Source organism: Micromonospora sp. WMMA1949 (assembly GCF_027460145.1).
Taxonomy (GTDB): Bacteria; Actinomycetota; Actinomycetes; order Mycobacteriales; family Micromonosporaceae; genus Micromonospora.
Genome location: NZ_JAPZBG010000001.1, coordinates 695,227 through 709,899, shown reverse-complemented (window position 1 = coordinate 709,899; position 14,673 = coordinate 695,227). Strand labels below are relative to the sequence as shown.

20 protein-coding genes and 1 pseudogene are annotated in these 14,673 nt (G+C 73.5%); 10 read left to right on the top strand and 11 right to left on the bottom strand.

Annotation, left to right across the window (positions count from 1 at the left end; translation table 11 throughout):
* Window positions 1-137 precede the first annotated feature (137 nt).
* Together O7607_RS03085 and O7607_RS03080 are read left to right on the top strand one after the other, a co-directional pair.
* The gene (locus O7607_RS03085) at window positions 138-842 is read left to right on the top strand and encodes a hypothetical protein (protein WP_269700853.1); all 705 of its coding nucleotides are present in this window, start codon (window positions 138-140) and stop codon (window positions 840-842) included.
* A 95-nt stretch (window positions 843-937) separates the two neighbouring features.
* On the top strand, window positions 938-1,891 hold the full coding sequence (locus O7607_RS03080; protein ID WP_269700851.1) for an NAD(P)/FAD-dependent oxidoreductase: 954 nt from the start codon (window positions 938-940) through the stop codon (window positions 1,889-1,891).
* A gap of 8 nt (window positions 1,892-1,899) precedes the next feature.
* Here O7607_RS03080 and O7607_RS03075 read toward each other — a convergent pair whose 3' ends face one another.
* On the bottom strand, window positions 1,900-2,325 hold the full coding sequence (locus O7607_RS03075) for an iron chaperone (RefSeq protein ID WP_269700850.1): 426 nt from the start codon (window positions 2,323-2,325) through the stop codon (window positions 1,900-1,902).
* 143 nt (window positions 2,326-2,468) lie between these two features.
* Between O7607_RS03075 and O7607_RS03070 the strand changes: the two genes are divergently transcribed.
* Window positions 2,469-3,206 carry a VOC family protein gene (locus tag O7607_RS03070; protein WP_269700848.1) on the top strand — a complete coding sequence of 246 codons (738 nt, stop codon included), beginning with the start codon at window positions 2,469-2,471 and terminating at the stop codon, window positions 3,204-3,206.
* A gap of 40 nt (window positions 3,207-3,246) precedes the next feature.
* Here the strand turns inward: O7607_RS03070 and O7607_RS03065 are convergent, their stop codons facing one another.
* Window positions 3,247-3,609 (bottom strand): ADP-ribosylation/crystallin J1, encoded by a 363-nt coding sequence (locus tag O7607_RS03065; RefSeq protein WP_269700846.1) that lies wholly within the window; start codon window positions 3,607-3,609, stop codon window positions 3,247-3,249.
* Window positions 3,610-3,772: 163 nt separating this feature from the next.
* On the opposite strand from O7607_RS03065, the gene O7607_RS03060 reads away from it, so the two are divergent.
* Together O7607_RS03060 and O7607_RS03055 are read left to right on the top strand one after the other, a co-directional pair.
* A complete protein-coding gene (locus O7607_RS03060) occupies window positions 3,773-4,387 on the top strand; it encodes a dihydrofolate reductase family protein (protein WP_269700844.1) in 615 nt (204 codons plus the stop codon).
* Between the two features lie 47 nt (window positions 4,388-4,434).
* The gene (locus O7607_RS03055) at window positions 4,435-5,328 is read left to right on the top strand and encodes a hypothetical protein (protein ID WP_269700843.1); all 894 of its coding nucleotides are present in this window, start codon (window positions 4,435-4,437) and stop codon (window positions 5,326-5,328) included.
* Window positions 5,329-5,330: 2 nt separating this feature from the next.
* Here the strand turns inward: O7607_RS03055 and O7607_RS03050 are convergent, their stop codons facing one another.
* The 6 genes from O7607_RS03050 to O7607_RS03025 are packed head-to-tail and all read right to left on the bottom strand — an operon-like array spanning window position 5,331 to window position 8,163.
* On the bottom strand, window positions 5,331-5,867 hold the full coding sequence (locus O7607_RS03050) for an SUKH-4 family immunity protein (RefSeq protein ID WP_269700841.1): 537 nt from the start codon (window positions 5,865-5,867) through the stop codon (window positions 5,331-5,333).
* Window positions 5,864-6,409: an SUKH-4 family immunity protein gene (locus tag O7607_RS03045; RefSeq protein ID WP_269700839.1), complete on the bottom strand. Its 546-nt coding sequence runs from the start codon at window positions 6,407-6,409 to the stop codon at window positions 5,864-5,866. The genes O7607_RS03050 and O7607_RS03045 overlap by 4 nt, the downstream gene beginning before the upstream one ends.
* Complete coding sequence (locus tag O7607_RS03040) at window positions 6,406-6,933, bottom strand: endonuclease (protein ID WP_269700837.1); 528 nt, start codon at window positions 6,931-6,933, stop codon at window positions 6,406-6,408. The genes O7607_RS03045 and O7607_RS03040 overlap by 4 nt, the downstream gene beginning before the upstream one ends.
* Window positions 6,926-7,420, bottom strand: coding sequence for a WXG100-like domain-containing protein (locus tag O7607_RS03035; protein WP_269700836.1), 495 nt, complete (start codon window positions 7,418-7,420; stop codon window positions 6,926-6,928). The genes O7607_RS03040 and O7607_RS03035 overlap by 8 nt, the downstream gene beginning before the upstream one ends.
* Window positions 7,421-7,423: 3 nt before the next feature.
* Entirely contained in the window at window positions 7,424-7,753 is a 330-nt protein-coding gene (locus O7607_RS03030; protein WP_091423449.1) for a hypothetical protein, read from the bottom strand.
* Window positions 7,750-8,163: a YbaB/EbfC family nucleoid-associated protein gene (locus tag O7607_RS03025; RefSeq protein ID WP_269700834.1), complete on the bottom strand. Its 414-nt coding sequence runs from the start codon at window positions 8,161-8,163 to the stop codon at window positions 7,750-7,752. Before O7607_RS03025 ends, O7607_RS03030 begins: the two co-directional genes overlap by 4 nt.
* Window positions 8,164-8,311: 148 nt before the next feature.
* Between O7607_RS03025 and O7607_RS03020 the strand changes: the two genes are divergently transcribed.
* From O7607_RS03020 to surE, 3 genes are read left to right on the top strand one after another with little or no spacing between them, the layout of a single operon-like run.
* Window positions 8,312-9,256: an FAD-dependent oxidoreductase gene (locus tag O7607_RS03020; protein WP_269700833.1), complete on the top strand. Its 945-nt coding sequence runs from the start codon at window positions 8,312-8,314 to the stop codon at window positions 9,254-9,256.
* A 60-nt stretch (window positions 9,257-9,316) separates the two neighbouring features.
* Window positions 9,317-10,258 carry a 1-phosphofructokinase family hexose kinase gene (locus O7607_RS03015; RefSeq protein WP_269700832.1) on the top strand — a complete coding sequence of 314 codons (942 nt, stop codon included), beginning with the start codon at window positions 9,317-9,319 and terminating at the stop codon, window positions 10,256-10,258.
* Window positions 10,248-11,078, top strand: a complete 831-nt coding sequence (gene surE, locus O7607_RS03010; protein WP_128138723.1) for a 5'/3'-nucleotidase SurE — start codon at window positions 10,248-10,250, stop codon at window positions 11,076-11,078. Before O7607_RS03015 ends, surE begins: the two co-directional genes overlap by 11 nt.
* A 52-nt stretch (window positions 11,079-11,130) precedes the next feature.
* Here the strand turns inward: surE and O7607_RS03005 are convergent, their stop codons facing one another.
* Both O7607_RS03005 and O7607_RS03000 read right to left on the bottom strand, forming a co-directional pair.
* On the bottom strand, window positions 11,131-11,358 hold the full coding sequence (locus O7607_RS03005) for a hypothetical protein (protein WP_269700829.1): 228 nt from the start codon (window positions 11,356-11,358) through the stop codon (window positions 11,131-11,133).
* Window positions 11,359-11,425: 67 nt separating this feature from the next.
* A complete protein-coding gene (locus O7607_RS03000) occupies window positions 11,426-12,253 on the bottom strand; it encodes an alpha/beta fold hydrolase (protein WP_269700827.1) in 828 nt (275 codons plus the stop codon).
* 96 nt (window positions 12,254-12,349) lie between these two features.
* Between O7607_RS03000 and O7607_RS02995 the strand changes: the two genes are divergently transcribed.
* On the top strand, window positions 12,350-13,384 hold the full coding sequence (locus O7607_RS02995) for a sigma-70 family RNA polymerase sigma factor (protein ID WP_269700825.1): 1,035 nt from the start codon (window positions 12,350-12,352) through the stop codon (window positions 13,382-13,384).
* A gap of 30 nt (window positions 13,385-13,414) precedes the next feature.
* Here the strand turns inward: O7607_RS02995 and O7607_RS02990 are convergent.
* Window positions 13,415-13,621: pseudogene (locus O7607_RS02990) on the bottom strand (hypothetical protein); the annotation flags it as partial.
* 279 nt (window positions 13,622-13,900) lie between these two features.
* Between O7607_RS02990 and O7607_RS02985 the strand changes: the two are divergent.
* Window positions 13,901-14,389, top strand: a complete 489-nt coding sequence (locus tag O7607_RS02985; protein WP_269700823.1) for a winged helix family transcriptional regulator — start codon at window positions 13,901-13,903, stop codon at window positions 14,387-14,389.
* The last annotated feature ends 284 nt before the right edge of the window (window positions 14,390-14,673 follow it).

The following is a 14,673-nucleotide window of genomic DNA, read 5'->3' as shown; positions in this document are numbered from 1 at the left end:
CGGAACGTGGTGGGGTGCCCGGCCGTTGGGGGAGCAGGGGAACGGGCGCGCCGTTTCGGGCGGCGTGGCATCGGGAACCTCGTCGGGACGGGCACGGGACGGAGGTCGACATGAGGACACCGGGTCGCCGTAGGCGGATGCTTGGCGTACCCCTGCTCGTCGCCACGCTGCTGGCCGGCGCCTGCGGCGACGGCGGCGACGGCGGCACCGCGGACCCGAGCGCGACCTCGGCGACCACCCCCGCGACGCCGGAGGCGTCGCCGTCGTCCGGCGGGCCCGTGACCATCCCGAAGTCCGCCTTCGCCGACCTGCCGCCGGCGCTGCGCAAGAACGACGCGCAGCCGATGGAGGTCACCGACGCGCTGCCCGAACTGTGCGCCGAGGAGTTCCGCAGCGGTGGACGGTCGGTCACCGCGAGCGCCGCGATGATGAGCACCTACAAGCAGCCGACGGACCCGCCGGAGAACGTCCCCTACGGCACGCTGCACCAGACCGTCTTCGCCTTCGAGGGCACCGGCGCCGCCGACTACCTGCGCCGGGTCCGCGGGGCGATGGAGTCCTGCCGGTCGTTCAAGGAGTCGGGCGGCACCGTCACCGTCCGGTCCCAGCCGATGGCCCGAACCGGCGACGAGGCGCTGCTGGTGACAGTCACCCGGCCGGCCATCGCCCTCGACGGCAGCCCGGCCGACGGGCAGGCCACCAGCCAGATCATCGTGATCCGGGTCGCCGACGCGGTCACCGTCGTCCACGACCAGGGCTGGGAGGGCACCAGTAACGACCCCGGGCTGGCCGACGACATCGCCGGGGCCGCGGTCCGCGGCCTCGACTCCTGGCAGCGCTGACCGCCTACCGGCGGACGTCGCTGCGGGGACAAACAGACGGGACCGACCGGTGGAGAATGGGCCGGGCCGCGACCGTCGAGCGGATGGAGCCCGCGATGACCACACGTCCGGACGTCCTCGTCATCGGTGCCGGGGTCAGCGGCCTCAGCACCGGCATCCGCCTGGTCGAGAACGGCGCCCGGGTGCTCGTGCGCACCGCGGCGCCGCCCGCGCGGACCACGTCGGCGCTGGCCGGGGCGATGGTCGGCCCCAACCTGTCCCCACCCGGCGACCCGCAGCGCGCCTGGACCGACGAGACGCTGCGGGTGCTCGGTGCCGGGCCGATGCCCGGCGTGGCGTGGCGCGACGGCATCCTCGCCGCCCGGCCGGAAGGGGCGACGCCGCCGTACGCCGAGCAGACGCCGGGCTTCCGGCACCTGGGCGACGACGAGCGGCCCGCCGGCTTCGGCACCGCGTTCACCGTCCGGCTGCCCCTCGTCGACATGCCGGTCTACCTCGCGTACCTCCTGGCCCGCCTCCGCGACGGCGGCGGCGAGGTACGGGAGGAGCCGGTGGGCTCGCTCGACGAGGCGGCGGCGCTGGCCCCGGTCGTGGTCAACTGCGCCGGGCTGGCGGCGCGGGCCCTGACCGGCGACACCGGCCTGCACCCGGTGCGCGGGCCCCGGATCGTGGTGCGCAACCCCGGCCTGGACCGGTTCTTCATGGAGGCGCCGATGGCGCCGGCCTGGGCGTCGATCTTCCCGCACGGTGACCACGTGGTGCTCGGCGGCGGGCAGCGGCGCAGCGACGACACCACGCCCGACCCGGCCGAGGAGGCCGAGGTGATCGCCCGGTGCGCCGCCATCGAACCCGCCCTGGCCGGCGCCGACGTCCTCGAACACACAGTCGGCCTGCGTCCCGGCCGAGCGGCGCCGCGCGTGGAGGCCGAACGGCGTGGTGACGCGCTCGTCGTGCACAACTACGGCCACGCGGGCAACGGGGTGATGCTGTCCTGGGGCTGCGCGGCCGCGGCGGCGGCGCTCGCCCTCGGCGCCGCGCCGTCCGCCTGACCGCGTGATCAGGACACGGCGGCCCGCACCAGTTCGGTGAGCCTCTTCTCCACCTCCGGGCTCCACCGCATCAGCGCGAACGACGCCGGCCACATGTCGCCGTCGTCGAGGTTCGCCGCCTCCTGGAAGCCCACCGTCGAGTAGCGGTACTTGAACTTCCCCGCGTCCTGGAAGAACACGACGAGCTTGCCGTCGGCGTTCGCGTACGCGGGCATGCCGTACCAGGTCTTCGGCGACAGCTCCGGCGCGGCGGACATGATCGTCACGTGCACGCGCTCGGCCAGCTCGCGGTCCTCCGGCGCCATCTGCGCGATCCGGTCGAGCACCGCCTGGAGGTCGTCGGCCTTCTTGGCGCCCTTCTTCCCCTCGGCGCGCAGCTCGGCCGCGCGCTCCTTCATCGCGGCGCGCTCCTCGGCACTGAACCCGTCGGACATCTCGATTCCCCCTCGTGGCTTGCGGTCCGCGTGGTGCCGACCGCTGACGGCAACGCTATGGCGTGCCGGTGACCGGGCGCTTCTCGATTCCTGATCGTCTGCCGGGACCACGCCGGCGCGGCGTGGGCTCTAGCATCGCGGCCATGGCAACGCGGTTCGTGCAGATCAACATGAAGGCCCACGACGAGGTGACGCTCGGCGGTTTCTGGGCGAAGGTGCTCGGCTGGGGGATCTCCAGCGAGGCTCCCGGAGTGACGAACCTCGAACCCGAGGGCTTCACCTACCCGGACCCCCGCTTCCTCTACGTCGATCTCGTCGTCTCCGCCGAGCCGAAGACGGCGAAGAACCGCGTCCACGTCGACCTCGCGACCACCTCGGCCGAGCACCACGCGGATCTGGTCGCGCGCCTGAGGGCTCTCGGCGCCACCCCCGCCGACGTGGGCCAGGGCGACGTGCCGTGGACGGTCCTGGCCGACCCGGAGGGCAACGAGTTCTGCGTACGGGAGCCGAACCCGCGGCACGCGGACACCGGTCCGATCGCCGAGGTGGTGGTCGACTGCGCCGACCCGCGCGCCATGGCCGACTTCTGGAGCCGGGCCACCGACTGGACCGTGCACGAGGCGACCGACCAGCAGGCCGTGCTGCGCTCCGCCCAGGGCGTCGGGCCGTACCTGCGGTTCGCTCGCTCGGCCGACGCGAAGACCGGCTGGAACCGCGTCCACCTCGACAACCGCCCCTACCCGGGCGACGAACTGAACGCCGAGGAGGCCCGGCTGCTGGCGCTCGGCGCCACCGCCGCCGGCGTCGGTGGGGCCCACATCCACTGGCGGGTGCTCGTCGATCCGGAGGGCAACGAGTTCTGCCTGCTCACCCCGGGCTGACCCGCTGACCGGGCGGGCGCGACCACCCGCCCGGCGCCGGTCAGCCCGCCCGCTCCGGCGCCCGGAACTCGTGGACCACCTCGATCGGTCCGACGATGTGCCGGTTGAACTCGTCGAGCTCCTCGGCCGGCACCCACAGCTCCAGGATCTCCCGGCCACCGACCTGCCGGACCGGGTAGCGGGCGGCGAACGCGCGCTCGACGTGGAAACGCGTCACGTAGCCGGCGCCGGACGCCGGCACGTTCCAGTCCCGGGCGATCATGACGGCGTACTGCTCGTTGAGCACCGGATAGAAGATCGGCTGGTCCGGCAGCCGCGGCGGCCAGGCCCGCCAGCCGGAGGCGCGGACGAGGTCGAGCTCTCGTGGACCGGTCGGGCGCCACAGTGTCGTCGTCTCCGTCATCGCGTACCCCCTTCGGCGACGGTTGGGGCACCGTACCGGCGGCGCGCCGCGACCGGCCATCGGGTTTCGGCCGCAGAATCGACAGCGGATGCGATGAGTTCGCGAAGCCTCGGCGGTCCACCCGTCGACATCCCAGACAGACAGACAGGTAGGGAGCACCGCGATGGCCACTGTCATCTCCACGCTGTTCATCTCGGCCGACGGTGTCGCCGAGATCGACCCCGACTGGCACTTCCCGTACTTCGACGACAACATGGGCCGCGCCGTCACCGAGGACTACGACACCTCCGACGTGCTGCTGATCGGCCGGGAGACGTACGACAGCTTCGCCAGCGCCTGGCCGGACCGGGAGGCCGCCGGCGGTGAGGACGCGCCGTTCGCCAAGCAGCTCGGCGACATGCGCAAGGTCGTCGTCTCGCGCCAGCCGCTGGAGTTCTCCTGGCGCAACTCCGAGCTGATCCAGGGTGACCTGACCGACGCCGTACGCGCGCTCAAGGCCGACGCCGGCATCAAGGGCATCCTCATCCCCGGCTCGATCTCGGTGGTGCAGCAACTGCTCGCCGCGGGCCTGGTGGACGAGCTGCGGCTGCTGGTGCACCCGGTCGCCGCCCGCAAGGGCCGCCGGCTGTTCGACGGGGGCGACGCGCCGTACCACCTGCGGGTGGCCGCGACCGAGGCGTACCCGACCGGCGTGATCCGGGTGATCTACACCCCGGCGCCGGCGCCGGGCGCGGTCGGCTACGACGACGTCAAGGACCAGGTGCCGGCCGGGAGCTGACGATCACGGGGCCGCGGCGTGCCGGTGTGTCGTGAAAGGATCCGCCGGTGCGTCGCGCTCCGCTGCTGTTGATCCTCGCGGCCGTGTCCGCCGTCGCCCACGTCGTCGGCGTCCTGGTGGCCGCACCGCTCTGGCGCGGCGCGGAGGTGCTGAGCCTGGCGCTGCTGCTCGGCTACGCCGTCGCCGCCGGACTGCCGGCGCCGCGCTGGGCGGTGCCGGCGGCGCTCGTACCGTTGATCGTGGACGCGGTCCGCACGATGCCGGCCGAGCCGGCCGCCGGGGACGTCGGCTGGCTGGTGTACGGCAGTGGCGACAGCGGTTTCGACGTCACGGCCGGCTTCGACGCGGCGTTCGCGGGGAGCTGGGCGGCGCTGGTCGCGGTGGCGGTGCTGCTGGTCGCGTTCCGGGGTCGTGGGCGGCGCCGGCACCTGATCGCCGCGGCGGTCGCCGCCGCGCCCGTCCTCGGGTACGCGGCCGTCCGGGTCGCCGACGTCGGCGCCGCCGTGGCCGCGAGCACCCGGCTCGTGGAGGTCCGCACCGAGACCACGCTCACCCGGGTCGGCGGCCCGGGGTACGACCAGGCCGACGTCGTGCCCGCGCTCGTCCTCGCGCTGCTGCCGCCGCTGGCGCTCGCGCTCGCCGCGCTGGTGCTCGCCGTGCTGCTGGCCGGGCGGGGCCGGCGGCTCGCCGCGACCGGCGCGGCACTGCTGGCGGTGCTCGCGTTGCCGCTGCTCGACGCGGGCATCGAGGCCCTGCTCCTGCCGGACTCGGCCGACACCGCCCTGTTCGCCTGGTACGCCATCACACCCACGCGGATGCTGCCGCAGCCCGTACCGGCCCTCACGGCGGCGGTGGAGCTGGCCGCGTACCTGCTGCTCGTCGCCGGGCTGACCGGCGCGCGGCGCGCCGCACCGGCGGTGCCCGCGCCGGTCGCCGGTTGACGTCAGGCGGTCGACTCCAGCTCGTCGAAGGCCATGTTCCACCACGACTCCGGCTCCGCGAACGCGGCCGGGTCGACCGGGCGCAGGTCGTCGCGAATGGCCGCCGCCCGTGCGGCCCGCTCCCGCCCGCCCGGATCGGTGGCGATGAGCTGCCCGAGCCGGTAGAGGAACTCCACGAACGCGGCGAACGTGCTGTTCACCGTCTCCAGGTTCGGTGTCTCCAGGTCGAGCAGGATCACCGCGCCGGTGCCCGCGTCCAGGCAGAACAGCAGTGCCGGGTCCTCCGGCGAGGCGCCGAGCACGACGTACGGGCGGGGGCCCTGGTCGCCCAGCTCGATCGACAGCGTGGAGAACAGCTCGACGTCGGGCACCGAGACATCCACTGTGAACAGGATCGGCACCTCGACCGGCAGCGCGCCGTCGGGCGGGAACACCTCCGGTCCGAGCGGCCCGAGGATCGCGTCGAAGCGCTGGTCGGGGAAGTAGATGACGCCCCGCTCACCCCACAGCGCGGTGAGCTGCTCCCGGGTGACGGTCACGGCTGCGCCTCGTCCTCGTCGACCTCGTCCGCCTCGTCGAGCAGGCCCTGCCGGTCGAGGAACGCGCACCACCCGTCGTCGTCGGTGACCAGCTCGGCGTAGCCGGGGCCGAGCACGTAGTAGTGCACGAACGAGTCGAGGTCGGGCGCCAGTTCCTCGAACGCGTCGCCCATGAACCACTCGGTGCCCGTCGGCGGGAAGTACCACACCGCGCCGGTCGCCCGCTCCAGGAAGATCGGCTCGTCGCTGCGCGTGCCGACGACGAGCCAGCCGCCCTTGTCCTGCGGGACGGGGGAGAAGTCGGGCGCGTAGTCGAGGAAGTACTGCACCCCGGCGAGCCGGCCGGCCGAGGCCAGTTCGAACGCGCCGGCCCGCAGGCCGTCGGCGGCGAGCAGCAGATCACGCAGGCCGGCCGGCAGGTCCGCCGGCACGTCACCGGCGTCGGCGGGCTCGCCGATCTGCGCGTACGCGAGACTGGCCGGCTCGTCCGCGGCGAGGTCCGCGCGGAGTTCGCCGAGAAGCTGCGCGAGATCGGAAGTCAATCCACTACCTCTATTCGGATCGGGGTTCCGTCCGGCAGATTCTGGATCTGCCCCCAGATCTGGGAGCCGATGTCCGTGTTGGTTCTACCATGCAGCAGCTTGAGGTTGTCGACGGTGTCCGGCCCGCCGAGCTGCAGTTCCCACACGTGGTCGGGGTGGTAGTCGCTGAGCCTTTGACTGAGCCGGTTGGCGAGGTCCTTGTCGTGCGGCCAGTACTTGTCCCAGATCTTCTGCCGGATCCGGTCCTTGTAGCCGTCGGTGATGCTCTTGTCGCGGGCCACCGGGTTGGTGGCCTTGTAGAGCTTGCCGGAGTCGCTGAGCTTCTTCAGCGCGGCCATCTTGCGCCGGAACTGGGCGGTGGCGTGGAAGTCCCGGCGCTGCACCCGCACGACCTTGGTGGGCAGGCTCCGGTTGGGCCCGGTGACCCGGACGATCGGCTTCTCCAGCTTCTCGACCGCCTTGCGGACGATCTTGCCGGCCGCCGGTTTCGCGGCGGCGCCCCGGCCGCGCCTCGGGCTAGGCATCGAGCAGTCTTCCGATCACCTGGTCGATGAGCGCGCCGACGATCTCCCGGGTGATGATCTGGAAGATCGGGATCTCGGCCAGCGAGGCGCCGAACGTGACCACGGCGGTGGCGATCGCCTGGGCGACCTGGAACGCGAGGATGGCGAGCTGCACGATCACCGCGATCTTCAGTGCCAGGACGATAGCCGCGCAGATGATCAGCCCGGTGCCGAGCAGCATGGCCGCCGGCATGCTGTCGTGCAGCACGAGCGGTCCGTTCTGCTCGCCGCCCCACCACTTCTGGAACGCCGCGATCGCCGGGCCGACGTTCTGCGTCCACACCTGTGCGGCCGCCGCGTCCACCTCACCGGCCGCCGCCCCAATCCGGCCGCCGAACTCGAGCCACGCCTGGCCCATCTCGAAGAGCTTCTCCTCGTCGGCCTGCGGCCAGGTGTAACCGATCCAGCCGAGCGCGGTGATCAGCTCACCCGGTAGTTGCAGTCCCACGGCTCACCCCAGCCCGCCGGCGAGCGAGCGCATGGTGCCCGCGCCGTCCTCGTCGACCCGCTCGTACGCGTCAGCCATCCCGGTGATGTCGGCGCCGGCGGAGGTGAACTCGTCGGCCGCCATGCCGACGCAGTCGAAGATGTAGTTCGCCACCTCGGTGTAGGCGATGCCGATCAACGAGCCGATGTCGTCGGCGCCCCACGGTTCGCCGTAGCCCTGCATCCGCGCCTCGAACGCCTCCAGCTCGCCGTTGAACCGCTTGGCGAGGTCGGTGACGCCGCGCCCGGCGGCCCGGATCAGCGGCGGGTGCACCTCGAAGCCGTCGCCGCTCATCGCTGCCCGCCGCGTGCCAGTCGCTCCTGCGCCTCGGTCAGCGCGTCGAGGAACGACCCGAGCCGGGGTACGGCGGTGTCCCGTACCTCCTGCAACTGCTCCCGCAGCTGCGACATGTCCGCCACCTGCGGGGCCGGGCCGGCGCGCAGCCCGTCGATCGCCGCGTTGACGGCGGTGACGATGTGCGCGGTCAGCTCCTCGGAGCCGAGCCGCATCAGCCGCGGCTCGACGTGCAGCGAGTGGAGCTTGCCGTCGCGTCCCATCTCGGCGCGTACCTGCCCGTCGGCCGCCTCGCCGACCGCCGGCGTGTCCGCCTCGCCCTCCGGTGGCGGACCCACCGTCCGAAGTGCCGCCATCGTGGCGTCGAGCATGCGGGTGAAGTCGCCGCTCATCGAAGGATCCGCACTCATGAGACCTCCCCAAGGCCAAACGCCACGAGCGTAACCGAGACGGACAAAGCGATTTGGTCCCGTACGCCGCCCGATCCGTCTTGAACACCAGCCGTCCGGGCGGCCACCATCGGCGGGAACACGCGGGTACGGACGACGGGAGCAGATCATGACGAAGGCGGACGTGGTTGTGGTCGGCGGCGGGGTGATCGGGATGACGACAGCGCTCACGCTCCAGCGGCGCGGCGCACACGTCACCGTGCTGACCGCCCACGACCCGGCCGACACCGTGTCCACGGTGGCCGCCGCGGTCTGGTACCCCAGCCACACCGAGGAGGATCCCCGGGTGCTGCGCTGGGCCCGGGACACCCACGCCGAGCTGCGCCGCCAGGCGGCCGACGGCGTGCCGGGGGTGGTCGACCGGCCCACCCGGATGTGGCTGCGCCACCGCTACGCCGGGCCGCCGTGGTGGGCCGACGCCTGCGGCGACCTGGTGGCCGAGCCGGCGGAGCCGCCGTACACCGCGCTGCTGCGGTTCACCGCCCCGTCGGTGGAGATGACCCCGTACCTCACCTGGCTGCGGCAGCGCCTGGAGGCGGGCGGCGGCCGAATCGTCCGCCGTCCCCTGGGCGCGCTCGCCGAGGCGTACGAGGTCGCGCCGGTCGTGGTGAACGCGACCGGTCTGGCCGCCGGCCGCCTCGCCGCCGACCCGGCCGTGTACCCGGCGCGCGGGCACGTCCTGCTGGTGGCGAATCCGGGCCTGACCGTCTCGGTGCGCGACGAGGACGACCCGGCCGGCATCACGTACGTGCATCCGCGCCGCCACGACGTGGTGCTCGGCGGCACCTACGAGGGGCGGGTGTGGCACACCCGCCCCGACCCGCAGGAGGCGGCCGCGATCCGGCGCCGGTGCGTGGCGCTGGTGCCGCAGCTCGCGGACGCGCCGCTGGTGGGGGAGCGGATCGGGCTGCGCCCAGCCCGGCACGGCGGCCCCCGCGTCGAGGTGGACCCGGCGGACGGACGGCTGGTGCACGCGTACGGGCACGGCGGGGCGGGGGTGACGCTGTCCTGGGGCTGCGCCGCCGAGGTGGCGGATCTCGCCCTGGGCAGCTGACCGCCGCACCCGTACTGACCTGGGGGATTACCGGGGCCGGTCAGCGGGCACCACTGGTGGATGGACCAGAAGGTGATGGTGTTCGCCCCGGCCCCGCTGTTGACTGTGACCATCGAGCAGCAGGGCGACGTACCCGAGCTGCACCTGCACCCCGGCGGGCAGGGGGTGTGGCAGACCCGGATGATCGCCGCGCTCGGCGTACCGGTGACCATGTGCGTGGGCCTCGGCGGCGAGGTCGGCGACGCGGTCCGCAAGCTGCTCGACGACGAGGACGTCACGGTACGGGTGGTCCGGCGGGAATCCGGCACCGGCTGGTACGTGCACGACAGGCGCGACGGCGAGCGGGCCGAGATCGCCGAGCACCCGGGCGCGCCGATGGTGCGGCACGACATCGACGAGCTGTACACGGTGACACTCACCGAAGGGCTGCGTGCCCCGGTCAGCGTGCTCAGCGGGCCGGCCGACCCGCAGGTGGTGGACCCGGACATCTACCGCCGGCTCGCCGCCGACCTGGGCGCCAACGGCGGCACGGTGGTGGCGGACCTGTCCGGGCCGTACCTGGAGGCCGTGCTCGACGGCGGGGTGAGCGTGCTGAAGGTCAGCCACGAGGAACTGCTCGACGACGGCCTCGCCAAGGACGACAGCGTCGAGGCGCTGCGCGACGCCGGCCGCCGCTGCCAGGAGCGCGGCGCACGGACGGTGCTGATCAGCCGCGCCGGGGAGCCGGCGCTGGCGCTGCCGGAGGACGGCGAGCCGCTGCTGGTGCACGCCCCGCCGCTGGAACTGGCCGACCACCGGGGCGCCGGCGACTCGATGACCGCCGGGGTGGCGGCGGTGCTGGCCCGGGGCGGCGACATGCGGGAGGCGCTGCACGTCGGCGCCGCCGCCGGAGCGCTCAACGTGACCCGGCACGGGCTGGGCACCGGCCGGGCCGAGGCGGTACGCGAACTGGCCGGCCGGGTGCGGCTGACCCCGCTGGACGGTGGCGACGATGACGGCTGACCGGCCGCCCCGGGTGCTGGTGACGAACGACGACGGCGTGCACGCCCCCGGCATCCGCGCGCTGGCCCGGGCCGCGTACGAGCGCGGGCTGGACGTGGTGGTCGCGGCGCCGGAGGCCGAGGCGAGCGGGATGAGCGCGGCGCTGTCCGCGGTGACCGAGGACGGGCGTCTGGTGTTCCGCGAGACCGAGCTGGACGGCCTGCCCGACGTGCCGGCGTACGCGGTGGCCGCCTCCCCGGCCTACATCGCGGTGCTGGCCGGGCTCGGTGTGTTCGGGCCGGTCCCGGATCTGCTGCTGTCCGGCATCAACCGGGGTGCGAACGCGGGCCACGCGGTCCTGCACTCCGGCACCGTCGGCGCGGCGCTGACCGCCGGGAACAACGGCATCCGCGCGCTCGCCGTGTCGCTCGACGTGCTCACCGCGGCGGCGGCGAGCGCCGGCAGTGGCGGCGCGGCGATCGCGGTGCTGGACAGCGTGGACGACGAGTCCCGCCACTGGTCGAGCGCCGCCGAGCTGGCCGCGACGCTGCTGCCGTGGCTGGCCGAGGCGGACCCGGGCACCGTGCTCAACCTCAACGTGCCCGACCTGCCGGCCGATCAGGTGGCCGGGCTGCGCCGGGCGACCCTGGCGCCGTTCGGTCAGGTGCAGGTTTCGATCGCCGAGCGGGGCGAGGGCTTCGTGCGGACGGCGGTCGAGGAGAACGCGGTCCGCGCGGTCCCCGGCACCGACATCGCCTGGCTGGCCGACGGGTACGCCGCCGTGACCGCGATCCGGGCGCTGGGCCACCTGCCCGACGTGGAGCTGCCGGTCGAGGGCTGAGGACGGCTCCGCCCCGCCACCGTCGTACGGATGGCGGGGCGGAACCGGTCGTTCACTCGCCGGCGGCGCGTCTGCGGTCGGCCTCGGCGTCGGCGGCGCCCACCGGGGTGCCGTCGCTGTCCCGGTCGGCCCGGGACAGGTCCACGTCGGCGCCGGCCCGGGCGGCGTCCGCCGCCGCGTCGTCGGCGCCGACGACCTCACCTCCGCCGGTCTCCCCGTCGTCCGGGACCAGCTGCCCGGCAGTGGCCAGTCCGATCGGTGCGTACCTGGGGTCGGTCATCTCGTCCTCCTCACCGGTGCTCCTGTGCAAGCGGTACCCCGGGACGGGACGCGGCACACGCGTGGACTCAGCGGTCCCGGTCGAGGAAGTCCAGGGTGACCGCGGCGAACAGCGGCGACTGGCCGATGTCGTAGTGGGTCAGGCCGGGCAGGATCGCCAGCGCGTGCCCGCCCGCCGGGCGGCCCTCGCCCGTCCAGCCGCCGTCGCGGAGGCCGCCGTCGAGCAGCCCGAACACCTCGACGAAGTGGCTCGGCGGGGCCATGTCGGCGTCGGCGGCGACCACGAGTGTCGGCACCCGCAGGGCGCGTACCTGCTCGGTGAAGTCGAAGTCCTTCCGCATCGCCTCGCCGATCTTGTCGAGCAGCCGGGCGAAGTCCTCCGGACGCGGCGCGACCCGCTGGTACAGCTCGTACATCGGCGTGTCCTTCATGTACTCGGCCGCCGCGGCGTTCACCTGACCCTGCTGCGCCAGCAGTTCCGGGTACACGGCGTCACGGCGGATGTGCGCGGACGCGGCGACCAGCCGGCCCACCTTCTCCGGGTGCCGGAAACCGGCGTGCAGGGCGACGCCGCCGCCGAGGGAGAAGCCGACCACATCCGGGCGGTCCAGCCCGAGGTGGTCGATGAGCGCGGCGACGTCGTCGGCCATCAGCGCCATGTCGAGCGGCCGGTCCACGTCGGCGGTGCGGCCGTGGCCCTGGAGGTCCACCACGACGACCTGGTGCTTCGCGGCCAGCGTGGGCAGGATCGGCGCGAACATCTCACCCGAGGTGAGGCCGCCGTGCAGCAGGATCATCGGCCGCCCGGCGCCGTGCGTCTCGTAGTACAGGTGGACGCCGTTGACGTCGGCGTACCGCCCCGGGGCGTGGGTCTCGTCGCGCTGCGCTGTGGTCATCGGTGCTCCTCGGATGTGGTGACCTGACGACAGTTGGACCGCGCGGGCCGGGCGTACTCATCGGCACGGGCTCGAACGTGCTCGCGTTCACGCAGCATGTGGGCTAGTTTCAGCCAGGTGAGCGAGGTGGCGAGCGTCCCCGTCGAGGCGCAACTCGAGGCGTACCGGTCGGAGCTGACCGGCTACTGCTACCGGATGCTGGGTTCGGCCTTCGAGGCCGAGGACGCGGTGCAGGACACGTTCGTCCGGGCCTGGCGCAACTTCGACAAGTTCGAGGGGCGGTCCGCGCTGCGGACCTGGCTCTACCGGATCGCGACGAACGTCTGCCTCACCATGTCCACCAGCGCGCAGCGCCGGGTCCGGCCGATGGACCTCGGCCCGGCCGGCGTCGGCACCGCCACCCACCCCGGCGAGCCGCGCCCGGAGCAGATCTGGCTCGGTCCGGCGCCCGACGACCGGGTGCTGCCGGAGGTCGCCGACCCGGCCGAGGTGGTCGCCGGCCGGGAGTCGGTCCGGCTGGCGTTCGTCGCGGCGCTGCAGCACCTGCCGCCGAAGCAGCGCGCAGTGCTCATCCTGCGCGAGGTGCTGGCCTGGTCGGCGCAGGAGGTCGCCGAACTGCTCGACACGTCGGTGGCGAGCGTCAACAGCGCCCTGCAGCGGGCGCGGGCCACGCTCGCCTCGGCCGACACCGAGGCCGACGTGCGCCGGCCGCTCGACGCCGAGCAGCAGGCGCTGCTCGCGCGCTACGTGCGCGCCTTCGAGGCGTACGACCTGACGACGCTCACCGCCCTGCTGCACGAGGACGCGACGCTGTCGATGCCGCCGCTGCCGCTGTGGCTGCGCGGCCCCGAGCACATCGCGGCGTGGATGGCGGGCACCGGCAGCGGCTGCCGCGGCTCCCGCCTCGTACCGACCGCCGCCAACGGGATGCCCGCGTTCGGGCACTACCGGCGTGACCCCGACGGCTCAGGCCACGTGCCCTGGGCGTTGATCGTGCTCGGCGTCTCCGGCGACCGGATCACGTCGCTCAACAACTTCCTCGACGTCGACCGCCTGTTCCCGCTGTTCGGGCTGCCCGCCCGGCTGGAGGAGGGCGCCGGCCAGCCCGAGCAGGCCCGCGAGCTCGCGTAGGTCGTCGCCCGCGCCGCGTACCTCCAGCCGCCAGCCGAACCGCCGCGCGGTCAGGCGCATCCGCGCCAGCACCTCGACGGTGACCAGGTCGGGTGCGGTCACGGCGGACACGTCGCACACCACCACGCCCCCGTCGCGGCCACGCAGCGCCTCGGCCAGTTCGGCGCAGCGCGCCGCGATGTCCGCGCGGGTGGGCGTCCCGTCGGCCAGACAGAGCAGGTGGGTGATCACACGCATTGGACCGCCGTACCTCCCGGCTCTCATCGGTACGCGCGTGGCGAAACCGGCCCGGCGCAGGTTGCCTCGAACACCTTGTTGCAGGCAGTTACATCGACGTTAACTGCTATACCAATCATCGGTGCCCGGCTATATGATCCCGGTAGTTCACCCCGAAGCCTCACGAAACCGCAGCTCCCGCACCCCTCGGGTCGAACTCCGCAAGCCAGGTGCCTCCGCAACGTCGTGCCTGGCGGCCGCCCGGCGTTGTGGTTCGGCCTGCCGGAAAGGTGGGAACGGATGACAGGGCTCCCGTCCTTGGTCATCGGCATCGCGTCCTCGTCGGCCGAGCGCCGGCAGCTCGCCCAACTGCTCGGCGGCACCGAGTCGTTCCTGATCGTCTCCAGCGCCCACCAGGCCCGTCGCTTCCTCGACCTGGTACGTCGGCCCGCGCTCACCCCGCCGCCCGCGGTCGTGGACGTCGAGACACCGGCCGAGCCGCCCGGGCGTGATCTGGCCGTCGACTCCGACCGGCGGGTGCTGCGCTGGCGGGAGCGGGAGATCGGGCTGACGCCGCTGGAGCACGACCTGCTGGTCTGCCTCGCCGGCACGCCCGGCCAGGTGTGGACGTACGCCCGGCTGCACCGCACCGTGTGGGGCAACGACCACCTCGGACGGCGCTCGGACATGCACTCGGTGGTCCGCCGCCTCCGCCGCAAGCTGGGCCGCCTCGACGCTTCCGCCACGATCCACGCCGTCCGAGGCGTAGGCTTCCGCCTCACTCCCTGACCGCGCCCCCGCCCGCCCCGCCCCACCCCGGCCCGGTCCGGTCCGGTCCGGTCCGGTCCGGCGATCTTGAACTTTTGGCCCCGGGGGTGTCCCTTTGGCGCACTTTGCCAGGGCCGCATGTGCAAGATCCGCCGCCGGTGGAGGCGCGGGTGTGTGCCGGAGATCCTCGTGCGGCTGGTTGCCGCGACGAGCCTCCCGTCAGGCGAGACGCGCGTTCCGCGTGGTGGGATTGGCGGAGATCTTGGCAGGAAAGTGCCCCTCTGGGGGCCGTTTGGTACCAAGAT